This is a genomic window from Pseudomonas acericola (SeqCode) (genome assembly GCF_053456465.1).
This window is the reverse complement of sequence record NZ_JBRFJB010000002.1, coordinates 790,795-807,376: the sequence shown is the minus strand read 5'-3', so window position 1 is coordinate 807,376 and position 16,582 is coordinate 790,795. Positions and strand designations below refer to the sequence as shown.

Here is a 16,582-nt window from a genome sequence, read left to right as displayed (position 1 = left end):
TATGGATACTTTCGGCTACTTGGGCCAGGGCTTCGGCGTTGCACTGTCCCCGTACAACCTGGTGACCGCGTTGTGCGGCACCCTGATCGGCACCGTGGTCGGCCTGTTGCCGGGCCTGGGCCCGATCAACGGCGTGGCGTTGTTGATCCCCATCGCGTTCGCCCTGGGCCTGCCGCCGGAATCGGCGCTGATCCTGCTGGCAGCCGTGTACCTGGGCTGCGAATACGGCGGCCGGATCAGCTCGATCCTGCTGAACATTCCGGGCGAAGCCTCCACCGTGATGACCACCCTCGACGGTTACCCGATGGCCCGCAAAGGCCTGGCCGGTGTGGCGCTGTCGTTGTCGGCGTGGAGTTCGTTCATCGGTGCGTTTATCGCCACCTGCGGCATGGTGCTGTTTGCGCCGCTGCTGGCCAAATGGGCGATTGCCTTCGGCCCGGCGGAATATTTCGTCCTGATGGTGTTCGCGATTGTCTGCCTGGGCGGCATGGCCGGTGACAAGCCGTTGAAGACCTTTGTCGCGGCGCTGATCGGCCTGTTCCTCTCGGCGGTCGGCATCGACGCCAACAGCGGCGTGTACCGCTTTACCGGCGACAACATCCACCTCACCGACGGCATCCAGTTTGTCGTGTTGGTGCTGGGCCTGTTCTCCATCAGCGAGATCCTGTTGCTCCTGGAAAAAACCCACCGTGGCCAGGAAGCCGTGAAAGCCACCGGACGCATGATGTTCAACCTGAAGGAAGCGTCTGCGGTCTTCGTGGTGAATATCCGCTGCGGCCTGCTCGGTTTCATCATGGGCGTGTTGCCCGGCGCCGGCGCCACCTTGGCCTCGGCCGTTGCCTACATGACCGAGAAACGCCTGGCCGGTGCCAGCGGTAAATTCGGCCAGGGCGACATGCGCGGCCTCGCCGCCCCGGAAACCGCGATTGGCGCTTCCGCCTGCGGCGCCCTGGTGCCAATGCTGACCCTCGGCGTACCCGGCTCGGGCACCACAGCGGTGATGATCGGCGCGCTGTCGCTGTACAACATCACCCCCGGCCCGCTGCTGTTCCAACAGCAGCCAGATATCGTCTGGGGCCTGATCGCCTCGTTGTTTATCGCCAACATCATGCTGGTGATCCTCAACATCCCGATGATCCGCATCTTCACGCGCATCCTTGCCGTGCCGAACTGGGCGCTGGTGCCAGTGATCGCCATCATCACCGCGATTGGTGTGTACGCGGTTCACGCCACCACCTTCGACCTGTTCCTGATGGTCGGCATCGGCATCTTCGGCTACATCCTGCGCAAGCTCGACTTCCCGCTGTCGCCGGTGCTGCTGGGCTTTATCCTCGGCGGCCTGATGGAGCAGAACCTGCGCCGGGCGCTGTCGATTTCCAACGGTGCGCTGGACATCCTCTGGTCGAGCCCGATCACCTTTGGGGTGTGGGTTTTGACTGCGCTGATGCTGGCCTTCCCGCTGGTGCGTATCTACCGCAAACGTGCCCTGCAGCGTCGTGCCGTGGCCGATGTCTGAGGTCACCTTTAAGCATTGGTGGGGAACACCGCTGGTCGGCCTGGCCGGCGGTTACCTGGCCAGCCTTGTCGGCTGGCCTTTGCCGTACATGGTCGGCTCGTTGCTGGCGATCATCCTCGTGCGGTGCCTCACGCCGTGGCAGTTGGCGGAGATTCCCGGCGGGCGCAAATGCGGCCAATGGGTAGTGGGGATCGGCATCGGCCTGCACTTCACTCCCGTGGTGATCGAGCAGGTGATGAGCCACTTCGGGCTGATCTTCTTCGGCGCGCTGGTCACCAGTCTTTCCAGCGTGGTCGGCGTGTGGCTGATGCGACGCAGCGGTGAAGACCGCGCCACCGCGTTTTTCTCCAGCATGCCGGGCGGTTCCGGCGAGATGGTCAACCTCGGCGCACGCAATGGCGCGGTGCTCAGCCGCGTCGCAGCGGGGCAGAGTCTGCGGGTGTTGGTGGTGGTGCTGTGTGTACCGGCGATCTTCAAGTATGTGCTTGAGGGCGGCGCGCCGCAGTTTCATCCGGCGCCGGTGAGCTGGCCTTGGCTGTTGGCGTTGTTTCCGCTTGGCGCGTTGGTGGCCTGGGGCTGGCAGCGCTTGCGTCAGCCGAACCCGTGGTTGTTCGGGCCGTTGCTGGTGAGTGCGACGGCCAGTGTCGTGTGGGATTTGCATATCGGCTTGCCCGATGGCGGCAGCCAGATCGGCCAGTGGTTGATCGGCAGTGGTTTGGGTTGCCACTTCAACCGTCAGTTCTTTCGCCGGGCGCCGTCGTTCATGGGGCGCACCTTGATCGGTACGGCACTGACCATGGCGTTGGCGACGTTGGCCGCGGTGGGCCTGAGTGCCCTGACCCACCTGGACTTGCGCTCGCTGACATTGGGCATGATGCCCGGCGGTATAGCCGAGATGAGCCTCACGGCCGAAACCCTGCAACTGTCGGTGCCGTTGGTGACGGCGATGCAGGTAATGCGGTTGTTGTTTGTGTTGTTTTTGGCGGAGCCGTTGTTCAGGCGTTGGAACCGTTAGCTCTGCCCCCCTCTGTTTCAAGTGGCCCGTCCTGGGCCACTACCGCTCATCGGCACTGTCATTTCTCACAGCTAGTCGCCAGACCAACCGGGCGTTACATCTCTTTGCAGCTACTGCCTTATCTGTACCTAGGACGTAGAGATCGTGTCTCTTACTATCAGCAAAGGTCTTCGATCATGAAAAACGGCAACGAGCACCCAGCTCCCGAATCACTGCAGGCCAACGAACTCGCCCCAGACACAGCCGTACCTGTCACCTTGAACCCCCGCTTTATGGTCCCACGACAAAACGGAAACCGACCCAGAACGCCCGACGACTTCAACTCGGTCCCTTTCGCCGATTTGCCGCTCTACATCCCAAACAGCACAACGCCCTACGTCAGCTTCGATGGCGCAATCAATAAGGCAGCCGTAGAGGTCCACAAGGAGAAAGGCCTGCTGCTGCTGTTGCTGCCTTATCTGGACAGGGCTGAATTCGACGTGCTGAAATTGTTTTTCAAGGACACTGTCAACCCCGTCGCCACTTACACCGTTTCTCAAGACGACATCGACAACGACCGCCTACTTCCGATGTATGTACCACCCAGCCGACTCGTTGATGGACCTGCCAACCCGGTGTTCATAGAAGTCACCCGGGCTGGTGGCGGTACTGCAGAGACTCAGCGGCTGAACCTGATAATTGACACGGCACCTCCCGCCGGCATTAATCCAGTCGCCAGTACCTTGCAGAATGAAAACCTGCACAAGCCAATATTCCCCCAACATCTCATTGATTTTGGCGTAAGCCAGGGCGATATCGGTACGCCCATACCCGTCACGATCAAATACTACCCCGTCAACACTTCGCAACCTGCCACCACCTACCGTAAGGTTCGTGACCGTATTCGCCTGAGCATCGGTGGCAAGATTGTTGAGCACAGGGTCACGGAAGGAGAAGCGGCTGGCACGGCAGATATCGTCATCATGGTCAACACAAGCGTATGGACAGCCATCGGCACCGGCTCCCATGTGTGTGAGTACGAGGTGGTCGATGAAGCGGGCAACCATTCCGATGGCTGGTCACCCGCGCAAATCATTGACGTGCAACTGGACGACGGTGCCGAGCCGCTGCTGCCTATCGCTTTTATCCAGGAAGCGCCGGACAACGTCCTGAACCATGACACTTTGATTGGCGATGCACATGCGTTCATTTTCATCAACGGTAACGGCTATCAGATTGGCGACATCATCAAGGTCATTGTCAATGGCCGTACAGTCGGTGGCGAACCCCTTGTCACGACCTACGACTCCCCCCCACTGACCTCCACCACAGCGTTTTACATCACCATTGCGGTGCCCAATGCCGATGTCAAAGCGCTGATCGGCGGGCGCTTTCAACTGCGCTACAAACGAATCCGCAGCGGTGTGCCGGATCGCAACTCGCGCAGCAATATAATCGACGTGATCGGCACAGAGCTGCCTGTAGGCCTGCTGCCGCCGTACGTTATCGAGACTATCGACAAGGTTCTCAACCCTCAGGAGCTGTTTTTCAACGTGATATTCCCGGGGTACGCCGGCCAGAATTACTTCGACCTGGTGACGCTTATCCTCCTCGGCACCTATGCCAATGGAAACCCCTTTTACCGTGAATATGACAATATTGCCGGAGAGGGAGACGTGCTTTTTTTCATCCCCAACGGCCCCAACGGCGACATCGCCAAACTTGAAGGTGGCACGCTGGAGATCTATTGCCTGGTCGAAAACGAACATGGGCTGCGGCCGTCCCAAAGTACGCTGTACAACGTCGGCCAGCCCGCGGCGTCCTTGCGTGAACCCCTTGTACTGGAGGCGCCTGAGCCGGGCTATCAGTTTGATCCAGCGGTATCACTGGGCAATGCCAACGTACGCGTTCTGCCAGATGCCGACATCAGGGACGGGGATACTGTCAAGCTTTATGCCCTGGGCAATGGACCGGGCGGTACGCCAATAATACCGCCCTTCCCTATCACCAGCTTTTGGGAAGGACGCATACTGTTGTTCACGCTGCTCCGCGCGAACGTCATACGCAATACGGCGATGCGTATCTACTACACCCGTGAACGGTTGAATGCGCAGACACGGTATTCGCATCAGGTTGATATGAAGATTGGCAGTGCACCGGATTTGGGGGTTCCAAAAATCTTGGAAAGCACCCTACTCACGCCCTCCACTGCCACGCTGAATCCACAGAACGTATTGAACCCACCGCTGATGACGTTGCGGGTTTCCTATACACCAATGCTCAATAGTGATTGGATCAAACCGCGGTTTCTAGGTAAGGCTGGATTGGGTAGCCCAAACATCGCCGAAAAACAGGGGAATGCCAGCCTAGGCTATGTTGACTTCCAACTTTCCAATACCGCCGCCGCTGCCAACCTGGGCCTTGGGGTAAAGGTGGACTATCAGGTGACGAGAAATCTTAATACTTATCCGTCCAAAGTCCTTGACTTGACTGTTGAACGACTTCCCGACTCGTCCATGACGCTGGTAACGGTACCAGAGGCCGTCGAAAACATGATCGATACGCTTCTCCACAACCGCGTAAACGTAATGGGATATTCATTTATGAAAAGTGGGCAAGCGGTGTGGATCAAGTCGGATGGAAGTTCGGACCGCACATTACGTAACGGAACACCCGTAAGTCTTGAAGAGTTCAATGCCAAGCAAATCAACACGCCTATCCCCAGTGAATATTCACTGTCACTTACAGACGGATCAGCACTCAAAATTGACGTTTGGGTTTCATTGGATGGCACAAACGATTTCGCGACTGCCTACAAGCTGGCATCCTCGCCAGAATACATCGTAATAAATAAAACATTAACAACATTTACGGAAGATTTTACCGGAAGGCCAACCACCGTTATTACCCCGGGAAGCAAATACACCATCCCAGGTGTTATGGAAATATTCCATAAAGGCGGAACTATAAACGGTCAGATTACAGGCAATGCAGGTAACACAGTCCCTGGGATGTGCGAAGGGATGGTTTACTGGACGTCTACTTCCCTCGGTGGCGTGCCGGCCTTGAGTCTTCAGCAAATTACGCCCGCCGTGGCTGTCAGACACGTAAAATTTGCATGTTGCTATCAATACGAACTGTGCCAGATAAGTTTTTTCACCATCACCGGAAAACTACTGCACACAATAGAATACCCAAAAGTAACCACGGGTGGGGAGCGTCATCATACTGTTGAATTTCAAACTCACTTTGCAGAAAAAATCCATCACGTTGACATCAAAGCTTACGACAACGTTCTGCTAGATTTCTTCGTATTTGGAATCTAACGTTTTCGGGCATTAAATACTGCAAAATCAAGCAAGACGTGCCCGACGATATCAACCTAAATAAAAAATGCCCCGTCTCTCACGAGACGGGGCATTTTCAGTTTGAAGCGACGGACGCTAGCAGTTTTTACCACTGGTCAGACAGTTAGAAATCGTACCGCACCCCCACATTCACCCCCCACGGCTGGTCAACACTTTTGCCCATGCTGCGCTCTACATCCGCATGCACCTTCCAGTTCTTCGACACTGCCATCGACACACCTGCGGCCATTTCGACGCGGGTACCCGACAGATCGTTGTTGAAGCTGTTGCCGTTCACCGAGACCTTGTTGCTCTGGTTGAACTCATGAGCCACCGCGGTGCGCAAGTACGGTTGCAACACGCTGCCACCGTCCAGTTGGATGTCACGCCCAGCGGTCACACCCGCCTTGCCCACCACCGAAGCGGTACGTGCGCCTTTGGCTTGCAAGCCATTGTCCAGCTCGTAGCTCTGGCGCTGGATAATCGCCGTTGCCAATTGGCCGTAAGGCTCGACGAAGAAACCGTCGTCCAGCTTGATGTGGCGGCCCACTTCAGCCGAGGCGGTTACCGCGTTCTGGGTGTAGTTGCCCTTGGCTTTCTTGCCGTCGCTCATGGCCACGTTGGACTCATTGTGCAAGCGGTTGAACTTGAGCACGCCGTCGAAGTAGAAGCCGCTTTCAGCGTCCAGCCAGGTGGCGTAACCACCGGCGTAGTAGCTGTTGACGGTGGCTTTGCTGCCACGGCTCAGGTCCAGGTCCGAGGTGCTGTGACCGGCCAGGAAGCCGGCCAGCCATTGACCGTCACCACCGGACAGCGGCACGTCGGCACCCAGGGTGAAACCGCGCTGAGTCTGGTTGTAGTGCACTTCTTTGTCGCTGTTGTTCACTTCGAACTTGTTGCCATAGGCACGGCTCCACAGCCCGGCCGATTTGCCGTCGCTGTGACGCAACTCACCCATGCGTGTACGCAGGTTGGTCATCTCACCGTAGAGCACGCTCGGCGCCGCGTTTGCCAACGCCAGTACGGAGTTGGTGCTCGGGCTGATCACCCTGCTGCCCGGGTCCAGCAGCCAGTCCTTGCTGTCGTTGTCATCGATCAGGCTGTAGGAGTAGGTCCCCACATCCACACGATCACCCACCAGGCTGAACTTGGCGCCACCGTCTTCGGTGTGTACCACGTGCAGGCGGTCGGCGCTCAACGGGTCGGCGCCGCTGCTGGCGATCAGCAGTTTGTGGTCGCCCGAGGACGTGCCGGTGACGTTGAGGAAGTCGCCGGTCAAGGTGGCGAAGTCCACGCTCATATTGAACGTACCGTTGCCCGACAGGTTTTCCACGTCCAGTTGGTAGAACACACCCGGGTCGCCGAACTTGACGTTACCGCCGCTCAGAGACAGGTCGCCCACTTGCTGGTTATCGACCATTACCCACGTGGCGTCGCTGTTGATCGCCAGCTTGTCGATGTTCTCCAGGCGGCCAGTCAAGACCGAACCGTTGTTCAAGCCGACGCTGGCAGTGCCACCGTTGTTGACCACGTCGCCGTTCATGATGGCGCTGTCAAGGTTCAGGTCCAGGGCGCTGCCGGTGCCCACTTGGATATTGCCGGTCAGTTCGCTGTTGTTGACGCGCATGTTGGCGTTGCCGCCGGTTTTCAACTCAAGCAGGTTGCCGTTGCTGCCTATCAGGGTAGAACCGTTATTGACATCAATTTCAGCAGTGATCGGTGTATCGACCACAATGGCAGAGCCCGTCAGCCCCTCGACACGTGTACCTTCCAAGCGCAGTTCCGGCGAGTTGGGAACGGTGCTGTGTTCGCGGGTCAAGCGGATGCCGTCGGTAGCACCGGTGATTTGACTATTGACCGCATTGGCCGCGCCACCGCGCAGGATCAACCCGGCCTGGGAGCCACCTATCAGTTTCGAGTCATTGAGGTTCAAGGTGCTGTAGGAAGTTACATTGGCACCATAAGTCGCGCCGCGAATTTCACTGTTATTGCTGACCTCTGCCAAGGACCCCGTGAGCGTTGACGGATTGCGCACCACGTCCAGACCGCCCGCTCGAGTGCTGGTGATAAGGGTATTGTTGATGTGTGCAGTGCTGTTGGTCAGTATCACTGCGGTGGTGGCGGCAGTGGATGAAACCCGTGCGCCTGTCAGGTTTACCGTCGAATCAACCGACTGAATGTCGCGCACTGTCGCACCGCTATGAACATTCAGCGTGGCATTGTTTTTCAGCCGAAAGTTATCAACGTACGTTACTGGGTAGACATCTTTGGTCGTTCCGTCCAGTTCTTCCAGCGCCAGGGTTTGAGCGCTCAGGAAACACAGTGGGGCAACAGCGATAAGCTTGATCGCTGCTGATAATTTGGAGTATTTAAAGTCAGAAGAGTCAATCGTGTGCATTGCCAGTGAACCTCAGAAAAAGTACCAGTTCGAACCCGGAGGCCATATCGACCGGCCTTCCGTTTTCCACGGCGCAAAGACTAAGGATCTGAATTACCTTTTTATGTAGGACTTTCCTTATGAAGAGGTCATCTAGCTTCGACACAATCCTGGCGTTGATTGAGCAAGCCGCATTAAAAAACCCTGTGACCCCACACAGAGGCCAACAGGGTTATGCATGGATCACAGCGATCCGAGCGCTCGCGTCGAATCTGGCACACAGGTGCCCAGTGGTGGGTAAGCACCACGGAAATCCCATCGCACCTGAACTTCATCTGAAGTACCGCGATCCGTCGTGCTAGGGCGATAAATACTCCAGCGCACACCTACCCAACCACGACCGCCGGTACCGGTAAAGTCCCTGAACCACAACCCCAGCAAGAGGTTGATGGTGAAGCCATCCACGATGTCGTTGAACGATATCTCTCGAGGCGTCGTTTCCATGGTATCTAACGGGGTAGTGTTATCGGCAAATGCGTACCTGGCCGCATGCACAACTACGAGGTCACCGATTTCAAGAACTACGTCGTCCTTGACGCGAATAGGGACTGCCACCCAAGGCGCCGGGACTAGCGGAGGCGTCAAGCGGTCGAAGCATCCAAGCCTGCCCGCTGTATTGAGTACCGAGAACACCGGATCTGCAAGCCCCGACAAGCTGTAGAGTTCAACCTTGACGCCCTGGTCGGGAGAGTGCTTGTAGTTGATTGCATCGCGAACCTTGTAATAACAAGGTATGGCATTGCCGTTGCCATACATTTCGATAATGTCCCAACCAATCTCCAACACAACCTCAAAATCGGCAGCTTCACTACCGGTGACGTCATAAGTGTCAGCCAGCGTCCCGCCCATAGTGCCGTAGTAAATATCAATAAAAACGCCGGCGAGTAGCTCTGGAGGAATAATGAACGTCGCCGTGGCCGGGAAACCACGGTCAAGTTCTACCAAATGGTTCTCATGGCCTTCATTGCCTCTGACCGTCGGTGGCTCATAGGCGGGGTCAACGGGGCCTGGGCCAGGGTTATCCGGATCACCGGGCTCATCTAGATTCACCGCAACGGTGATCGTTGGCGAGGGGATAGTCCCTAGCCCGTCACGGCTGATAGTGCAGTGGACATCGGCGTCGTATATGTCCCCATGTGAACTGATCACATCGTACGTCGCCGTGACATCAAGCTCGAAGATAGGGAACAAACCTACAGGCTCCTGGTAGATCAAGGTGCCATTCCAGAACGTTCGAATAGTATCGGTCGAGAGCCAGTTGACAATATTCCCCAAGCGTACCGTTACACCATTACGCGCCTCTTCCTTAGTGATCAAAGGCGCCTCCAATACTTCAAAGCCTTCCAACACGGGTTCGTCAGCGGTGGCGACTGTCACAGTCCTGGCCACAGACAGCTGCGTATCGTTACCTGCACGATCAGACGCATCGTAGGTAATCACCTGATCGCCCGCCCCGCCTGCCAGGACAGTCGCGGAAGGAAAAATCACTTCAGCGCTGCCTGTCAATGGAAAAACACCCGTAATACCGATTAAATCATTACTCCCAAAAAATGCCCGCCAGATGTCTCCCGGGCGGTTGTCTGCCATTCGTTGGATTCGACACACCAACCCGGGTTTGCCAGCCAGATAATCCGGCGTCACTGGCCCCGACAGATCTGTTGGCAGGGTAATGGCAGCCGGCCGGTTATTGAGGTTGGGGTCGATTGTGTCGACAAACCCAATTGTGACCTCAGAGGGAGCTACATTGCCATTGGCGTGAAAGATCGTATAGGTGATGTCCTTTTCACCATGGGTTTGCAGCTCGGCGTGCGGTTGAACCGTGTGAACAAAAGTATCAGATGGCGCTGGATCGCCGCCTCTGTATTCAAAGAAGCCAACCAATCGACCGTTCGCACGATAAAAAATAGTGTCGAGTTCCCCCGGATCTGCAAGTGGACTCCAGAGTGGATGGGAAATAGTCAAACCGCTAGCCTGGACAGCGCGAGGTATGAGATTGGGTTGACCGTCTGCCGATTGGTCAGGGTCGGGGGGAACTACTGGCAAGTTAGGGAGTGCGTTGACAAGCGTGGGAGCAGGCGCATCGGCTAAAACCCTCTGCGTTCCTGCGGGCGTGCGCTGCGAGGGTTTACGGATAGCTTTTGCTTTCGCAGGCAACTTTTCCATCGCCTGCGTTGCAGGCGTTTTGGCCTTCGACAACGGTAGTTTTTTTGACATGATCCAAATCTCCTCTCATGGGGAAAGGATCTGGATCCGGACAACGGTATTTCACCCACGGATCGGCGACCCAGTTAGTAGCGATGTCACTTTTCATCATCCGATATCAGTGCAACCTGAAAGCGGCTGGTTCATTAAACAGCGGCCTGAGTAAGTGCGTAACTGTCAAGATTCACAGTTAGACAAAGCTCAACAAGTATGTAGCTTTGCACTCAACGACTAGAGCACGGTGAAACGCCCTTTTTCATTTCCTGCACGTCGTTAACGAGCCTTTAAAAGCACGAATATTTCTATGCAAACCTGTCCATACTTCAGGAAGGGCCTTATGCCCTTCCCTTTCGCATGCTGACTCAAACAGGTGCAATACAAGGCGGCAGGTTGTTTGGACGAATCAACGTGACCAACACCAGGCTACGATTCGACCCGCCTACCACCACTCCATTACGAACCACCTGATACCAGGTGGTGGCGGAACCGTAGATGGGCTTGTGGGGGTAGTCGTCAGGTTTAACCAACCCAGGGAGCAAGACATGGGGGTTGAATGGGACGGTGAATGGGTAACCGTTTTGTACCCAATTCAGGTTCAAGGGCGGTGAATCCCATTCACCCTCAGAACCGCCGATCACATGGCTGAGATTGCCATTGGGGCTGGCATACCCGACCCAGCGCAATCGCAGAACATCACCTACCTCCAGGCGCGTATCGTCGCCAGGGACCAGTACCTGAACACCGAAGGACGGATGAGGTGTGAGCGTACACCCAATAAATCCGGAATCCGGCCCTGGGCCGTAGTTCACATCCGGGTATCGAGTGGGCTTCAGCCCCAGGATAGGTGAGATCGCCACGGTGACGACTTTGTTATTCGATCGCTGGCGGTTCACACCATTGAATGTGCGGTAGAAGAGGTTGACCAGCGCATTGCCAATCGGACCAATGAGTGCCCAGGGAATTTGGAACGCAATCACGGCTCCCGGGTTTTCGCCGACAGCCACAGGGTGAGTCGCCACCGGCACGGGGTTGTCATTCCAGATCAGCTCAAGTAAATCGCCCACGTCGAAGCCGACGCCCAGCACCAGCTCCACATTGGCGGGCTGATCACGGTCGAGGATGGTCAACACATCATCGCCCGACACACCTTTCACCGTTGGAAGCAGAAGCAGGGGGTTGATGTAGTTGGGGTTATCCGGGTTGAGTTCGCCGGCGGCGGTGAGGTTTACCGGCACGAACCTGACCACGGAAGGCCGCGCGGCAGCGGTTCCGCGCTGCCAGGTGTAACTGGCCCGGATGATCCCGCCGGCCAGTTCGAAGCCGCCTTGGGCCAGGACCGGCCAAGGGATTGGCACACGAATTGGCCAGGCCTGAAACGGCCCTACGATGATTTGTGGAAGGGGTATCAGGTTCCAGGAAGGTGTCACCACATCGCTTTCCAATGCGCCGACGATTTCGAGGATGTTCATGTAGACGCCGCCAATTTCACGAGCATCTTCCAAATCAATCCGCCCGTTCGCGCCCGTGCCGAACGCTTGTGGTACTTCCGGTGCAGGAAAATTAATCGGCGAGGGCGTAAGGGCATTCAGTACCACAGCCGTACGCGACGCAGGCCCCTCCCATCCAGCGCGATTAATCAGGTGGTACTGAGCCGAATACTCTCGATTACTGAGCAACGAGCGAAACGTTTCGCCTTCAAATGCCAGCTCTATAGGTGCGCCGTCTTTATGAGACTGGGTGATTTCCACCGATGCCACGATCTCGTCGCTGCGTGAATGTGGGCGCCGGAGCGCTGGTAGCAGTGTCAACTTACCTAAAGCGCGATCCTTCAGGCGCATATCAGGCCATGGAGGCACAATTGCCACGACTTGATCATCGTGGGCGACCAAGTACTCATCAGTGACGCCGTTATCTAGAATATCAGTGTCAAAAATCAACTTGTTCGGTTGCACACCTTGATTCGGGGCGAGTTTGTTCAAGTTTATCTGGATTGGAAACGACGGATCCGCCGGGTTGCCGGGGACCAGCTCAACGATGTACTGCAAACTGTGCAGGCCGGGCACCGCCAGCGGGATTTCGGGTATGGCGCCGGCCACGCTCGGTAGGTCACTTGCATCGTAGGGCGCAGTCAACTCCTTCACATCGCCAACCGGTTCACCATCCCACAACCAGGTAACTTTGCTCACCTCACCTGGATCAAGAAGATCCCACCCCTGCCAAATCGATTGGACTTCCACTATCAAAGGGGCGAGTTGGTCCAACCGGTGTATCGTGTAAGCCACTTCATCTGCCAGCAATGGCAGCAGCGCCGCAGGTACAAAGGGCTGGTCCAGGGGGATCGGGGTCGAGGGGTTGTACTTGGGCATGTCCACTCTCCTTGGGCAATCAATCAATGACCAGCCATTGACTACCGACGGGAAAGCACCCTACCGCCAAGGCCAGGTAGATCATTTAATGCGCAAGTACGCCCTCTGGATACTGTCGGAAATAACAGGTAGCCCTACAGATCAGACCAGCGGCAACCGCCACTCAATGGGCGCCTCACCATTCTGCTCAAGAAACTTGTTTGTACGGCTGAAATGCCCGCACCCCAAAAACCCGCGATACGCCGACAGCGGCGACGGGTGCACCGAGGTCAACACCAGATGCTTGGTGGCATCGATCAGCTTCTGCTTGCCCTGGGCATGGGCGCCCCACAGCAGGAACACCAGATGCGGCTGATGCGAGCTGACCACTTCGATAATCCGATCAGTAAAGAACTGCCAGCCCTTGCCCGCATGGGCGTTGGCGTTGGCGCGCTCCACGGTCATGGTGGTGTTCAACATCAGCACGCCCTGGTCGGCCCAGCTTTGCAGGCAGCCGTGGTTGGGGATGTCGATGTTCAGGTCGCGCTTGAGCTCTTTGTAGATATTGAGCAACGACGGCGGCGTGGGTATGCCCGGTTGCACCGAGAAGCACAAGCCGTGGGCCTGGCCGGGGCCGTGGTACGGGTCTTGGCCAAGGATTACCACCTTGACCTTGTCCAGCGGCGTGGAGTTGAGGGCGTTGAAGATCAGCGGGCCGGGTGGATAGATCTCTTTGCCGGCTGCGTGCTCTTCGCGCAGGAACTCGCGCAACTGGGCCATGTAGGGCTGTTCGAACTCATCGCGCAGGGCGTGCTTCCAGGTGGGTTCGAGTTTGATACGGTCGCCTTCGGTCATGATGGAATGGTCTTGTCAAAAAGAATGAGGCGAACCCTAGGAAAGCCGACCCCGCTTGTCAATTGATCTGACACACCACCGGCACTTTCCTGCGAAGCGATCATACTGATCCTCTACCTTCCCGAATGAGGTCACGATGAACCTGCACTTCGAAGAGCTGACCGGCAGCGACGGTGCCCGCATCGGTATCGCCAGCCTGGACGCAGAAAAATCCCTCAACGCCCTCTCCTTGCCGATGATCCTGACCTTGGGCGAGCGCCTGGACGGTTGGGCGAAAGATCCAAATATCGTCTGCGTGCTGCTGCGCGGCAACGGGCCCAAGGCCTTTTGCGCCGGTGGCGAAGTGCGCAGCCTCGCGATGGAATGCCGTGAGCAACCGGGCGTTGTTCCGACGCTGGCCGCACAATTTTTTGCAGCGGAATATCGCCTCGACTATCGCCTGCATACCTATCCAAAACCCGTGATCTGCTGGGGCCACGGCTACGTGCTGGGCGGCGGCATGGGCCTGTTGCAAAGTGCGTCGGTGCGCATTGTCACGCCGAGCAGCCGCCTGGCCATGCCCGAGATCAGCATCGGCCTGTACCCGGACGTCGGCGCCAGTTGGTTTTTGCCGCGCCTGCCGGGCAAGCTCGGGTTGTTCCTCGGCCTGACCGGCGCACATATCAACGGTCGCGATGCCTTGGACCTGGGCCTGGCCGACCGCTTCCTGCGCGATGACCAACAAGACGAACTGATCGACGGCTTGCTGCAATTGAACTGGCAGGAACAAACGCCGATGCAGCTCAACAGCCTGCTCAAGGCCCTGGCCCAGGAAGCGTTCAGCCAGCAACCGGAAGCGCAGTGGCTGCCGCGCCGGGCACAGATCGATGAATGGCTGGATGTGGGCGATGTACGCTGCGCCTGGCGCGCCTTGAGCCAGTTGCGCGACCACAGTGACCCGCTATTCAGCCGCGCAGGCAAGACCTTGAGCGAAGGCTGCCCGTTGACTGCGCACCTGGTGTGGGAACAGCTCCAGCGTGGCCGCCAGCTGTCCCTCGCCCAGGTGTTCCAGATGGAATACACCGTGAGCCTGAACTGCTGCCGCCACCCGGAATTTGCCGAAGGGGTGCGCGCGCGGCTGATCGACAAGGATCAGCAGCCCCATTGGCATTGGCCGGATGTGCATGCGGTGCCGGAGGCGGTGGTGCAGGCGCATTTCCACAAAGCGTGGGAAGGCCGGCACCCCCTGGCGGATTTGTCTGAACGTTAACGGTGCCCGCGATGGCCTCCGTCACCACGTCCGCCTCGGTCGTGACCACCGCGGTTGTCCCAACCCTGGTTCGGATAGGGACGGTAGCCAGGCCTTGAGTAGTAACGCGGCGCTGGCTGGTAATAACGCGGTGCCGCCTGGTAATAGCGTGGCGCAGGATAGTAGCGCGGCGCTGGCGTGTAATAGCTGCGCCCGTAGTAGGAAGAGCCGCCGCCGTAGTAATACGCCGGTGCCGGGGTGGTGTAGACCTCGGAGCGATAATAGGTGCCGCCACCGTCGTAATAGGGCACACACGCGGATAAGGTCAGGCCGAGCAAGGCAGTGAGTAACAGTCGTCGATACATGGCGGCCTCCTGGACCGCGGAAGAGCTCCTCCAGCGACGCTGGGGGGCGGCATTCAGCTTTCACTGAATGACGAAATATCTGACATCAAAAACCGAATCTGGTGCGTTTTTGACACAGCTTGAAACACGTAGATCGGACGACCGGAGTCTCGGCATTTCCCGGCCGGTTTGGCACGGTCTGCGGCGACGCTGTATCGTGCCACCCCACCGAGATCCAGCCTGAACCGAGCCATGACCACGCCAACCCTCTGCCCCGCCTGCGGCGCCCGTAACGACTGCACTCTGGCCGACCCACGCACGGCCGACCAAGCCTGCTGGTGCTACGGCGTCAGCATCGACCCGGCCGTGCTGGAGGCGTTGCCCGATGCGCTGCGCAACACCGCGTGCCTGTGCCCACGCTGCGCCCAAGTGGACGCGCAATTGCGCGGCGCTGCACAGCCGTAATGCGTGTTGATCGGTTCCTCAGCAACCTGCCGCGTTTCAATCGCCAGCAGGTGCGCGTGTTGCTGGTTGAACGGCGTGTAACGGTGGATGGCTTAGCGGTCAGCGATCCTCACCACGAGGTGCGCGAATTCAGCCGTGTGTGTGTCGACGATGAGGTGTTGCAGGCCGGCAAACCGGCGCGCTACTTCATGCTGCACAAGCCGCAGGGCTGTGTGAGCGCCACAGCGGACCCACAGCACCCGACCGTCCTCGACCTGCTGGATGTGCCGGACAAAGACGAGCTGCACATCGCCGGACGTCTGGATTTCAACACCACCGGCCTGATGCTGATCACCAATGACGGCCAGTGGTCGCGGCGCCTGACGCAACCGCAGACCAAGTTGCCCAAGGTGTACCTTGTCGAGACCGAGCAAGCAATCGGCCCCGAATACGCCACGACGTTTGCCGCCGGCCTGTACTTTGCCTTTGAAGACCTCACCACCCAACCTGCCACTTTGGAATTGCTGGGACCGACGACGGCGCGATTGGGCATTGTCGAAGGGCGCTATCACCAGGTGAAGCGCATGTTCGGGCATTTCGACAACAAGGTGATCGGCTTGCATCGCGAACGGATGGGCCCTTTGGTGTTGGATGCGGACCTTGCGCCGGGGGCGTATCGGGCGCTGACCGACGACGAGATCGGACAGGTCTGACGACCGTTCAGCCGGTGATGGCAAAAAACCAGTTGGGCGCCTTGCGAGGTAGCGCCTGTGCTGCTTGAATCAAACCGTCAGCCGAAATATGACTGGCGAGTCGCCCATAACCTCCAAGAAACATTTTGCCCCCGCCCGCGCTTGATCTACGGGCCTT

11 protein-coding genes are annotated in these 16,582 nt (G+C 57.7%); 6 read left to right on the top strand and 5 right to left on the bottom strand.

Annotated features, from left to right (window positions below; translation table 11 throughout):
- Window position 1: 1 nt before the first annotated feature.
- The 3 genes from ACU688_RS09790 to ACU688_RS09780 all read left to right on the top strand — a co-directional run bounded on the left by ACU688_RS09790 (window position 2) and on the right by ACU688_RS09780 (window position 5,836).
- Window positions 2–1,516 carry a tripartite tricarboxylate transporter permease gene (locus ACU688_RS09790; protein WP_065899413.1) on the top strand — a complete coding sequence of 505 codons (1,515 nt, stop codon included), beginning with the start codon at window positions 2–4 and terminating at the stop codon, window positions 1,514–1,516.
- Window positions 1,509–2,531, top strand: a complete 1,023-nt coding sequence (locus tag ACU688_RS09785; protein WP_448184547.1) for an AbrB family transcriptional regulator — start codon at window positions 1,509–1,511, stop codon at window positions 2,529–2,531. The genes ACU688_RS09790 and ACU688_RS09785 overlap by 8 nt, the downstream gene beginning before the upstream one ends.
- Window positions 2,532–2,707: 176 nt before the next feature.
- Window positions 2,708–5,836: a hypothetical protein gene (locus tag ACU688_RS09780; RefSeq protein WP_448184546.1), complete on the top strand. Its 3,129-nt coding sequence runs from the start codon at window positions 2,708–2,710 to the stop codon at window positions 5,834–5,836.
- A 145-nt stretch (window positions 5,837–5,981) separates the two neighbouring features.
- Here the strand turns inward: ACU688_RS09780 and ACU688_RS09775 are convergent, their stop codons facing one another.
- The 4 genes from ACU688_RS09775 to ung all read right to left on the bottom strand — a co-directional run bounded on the left by ACU688_RS09775 (window position 5,982) and on the right by ung (window position 13,696).
- Window positions 5,982–8,255, bottom strand: coding sequence for an autotransporter outer membrane beta-barrel domain-containing protein (locus tag ACU688_RS09775; RefSeq protein ID WP_448184545.1), 2,274 nt, complete (start codon window positions 8,253–8,255; stop codon window positions 5,982–5,984).
- A gap of 222 nt (window positions 8,256–8,477) precedes the next feature.
- Complete coding sequence (locus ACU688_RS09770) at window positions 8,478–10,508, bottom strand: hypothetical protein (RefSeq protein WP_448184544.1); 2,031 nt, start codon at window positions 10,506–10,508, stop codon at window positions 8,478–8,480.
- Between the two features lie 350 nt (window positions 10,509–10,858).
- Complete coding sequence (locus tag ACU688_RS09765; RefSeq protein WP_448184543.1) at window positions 10,859–12,862, bottom strand: hypothetical protein; 2,004 nt, start codon at window positions 12,860–12,862, stop codon at window positions 10,859–10,861.
- A 141-nt stretch (window positions 12,863–13,003) separates the two neighbouring features.
- Entirely contained in the window at window positions 13,004–13,696 is a 693-nt protein-coding gene (gene ung, locus ACU688_RS09760; protein ID WP_448184542.1) for a uracil-DNA glycosylase, read from the bottom strand.
- A 136-nt stretch (window positions 13,697–13,832) separates the two neighbouring features.
- Here ung and dspII point away from each other — a divergent pair, with 136 nt between their 5' ends.
- Window positions 13,833–14,945, top strand: coding sequence for an enoyl-CoA hydratase/isomerase DspII (gene dspII / locus ACU688_RS09755; RefSeq protein ID WP_448184541.1), 1,113 nt, complete (start codon window positions 13,833–13,835; stop codon window positions 14,943–14,945).
- On the opposite strand, the gene ACU688_RS09750 is transcribed toward dspII, so the two are convergent.
- Window positions 14,942–15,289, bottom strand: a complete 348-nt coding sequence (locus tag ACU688_RS09750; RefSeq protein ID WP_207044744.1) for a hypothetical protein — start codon at window positions 15,287–15,289, stop codon at window positions 14,942–14,944. The two genes, dspII and ACU688_RS09750, sit on opposite strands and share 4 nt — an antisense overlap.
- Before the next feature lie 231 nt (window positions 15,290–15,520).
- On the opposite strand from ACU688_RS09750, the gene ACU688_RS09745 reads away from it, so the two are divergent.
- Both ACU688_RS09745 and ACU688_RS09740 read left to right on the top strand, forming a co-directional pair.
- Window positions 15,521–15,733, top strand: a complete 213-nt coding sequence (locus tag ACU688_RS09745) for a cysteine-rich CWC family protein (RefSeq protein WP_448184540.1) — start codon at window positions 15,521–15,523, stop codon at window positions 15,731–15,733.
- Window positions 15,733–16,425, top strand: coding sequence for a 16S rRNA pseudouridine(516) synthase (locus tag ACU688_RS09740; protein ID WP_448184539.1), 693 nt, complete (start codon window positions 15,733–15,735; stop codon window positions 16,423–16,425). Before ACU688_RS09745 ends, ACU688_RS09740 begins: the two co-directional genes overlap by 1 nt.
- The last annotated feature ends 157 nt before the right edge of the window (window positions 16,426–16,582 follow it).

What these genes read in the sequence shown, in the direction of transcription:
- ACU688_RS09790 (WP_065899413.1), top strand. Translation starts at nt 2, where the DNA reads ATGGATACTTTCGGCTACTTGGGCCAGGGCTTCGGCGTTGCACTGTCC.
- ACU688_RS09785 (WP_448184547.1), top strand. Translation starts at nt 1,509, where the DNA reads ATGTCTGAGGTCACCTTTAAGCATTGGTGGGGAACACCGCTGGTCGGC.
- ACU688_RS09780 (WP_448184546.1), top strand. Translation starts at nt 2,708, where the DNA reads ATGAAAAACGGCAACGAGCACCCAGCTCCCGAATCACTGCAGGCCAAC.
- ACU688_RS09775 (WP_448184545.1), bottom strand. Translation starts at nt 8,255, where the DNA reads ATGCACACGATTGACTCTTCTGACTTTAAATACTCCAAATTATCAGCA.
- ACU688_RS09770 (WP_448184544.1), bottom strand. Translation starts at nt 10,508, where the DNA reads ATGTCAAAAAAACTACCGTTGTCGAAGGCCAAAACGCCTGCAACGCAG.
- ACU688_RS09765 (WP_448184543.1), bottom strand. Translation starts at nt 12,862, where the DNA reads ATGCCCAAGTACAACCCCTCGACCCCGATCCCCCTGGACCAGCCCTTT.
- ung (WP_448184542.1), bottom strand. Translation starts at nt 13,696, where the DNA reads ATGACCGAAGGCGACCGTATCAAACTCGAACCCACCTGGAAGCACGCC.
- dspII (WP_448184541.1), top strand. Translation starts at nt 13,833, where the DNA reads ATGAACCTGCACTTCGAAGAGCTGACCGGCAGCGACGGTGCCCGCATC.
- ACU688_RS09750 (WP_207044744.1), bottom strand. Translation starts at nt 15,289, where the DNA reads ATGTATCGACGACTGTTACTCACTGCCTTGCTCGGCCTGACCTTATCC.
- ACU688_RS09745 (WP_448184540.1), top strand. Translation starts at nt 15,521, where the DNA reads ATGACCACGCCAACCCTCTGCCCCGCCTGCGGCGCCCGTAACGACTGC.
- ACU688_RS09740 (WP_448184539.1), top strand. Translation starts at nt 15,733, where the DNA reads ATGCGTGTTGATCGGTTCCTCAGCAACCTGCCGCGTTTCAATCGCCAG.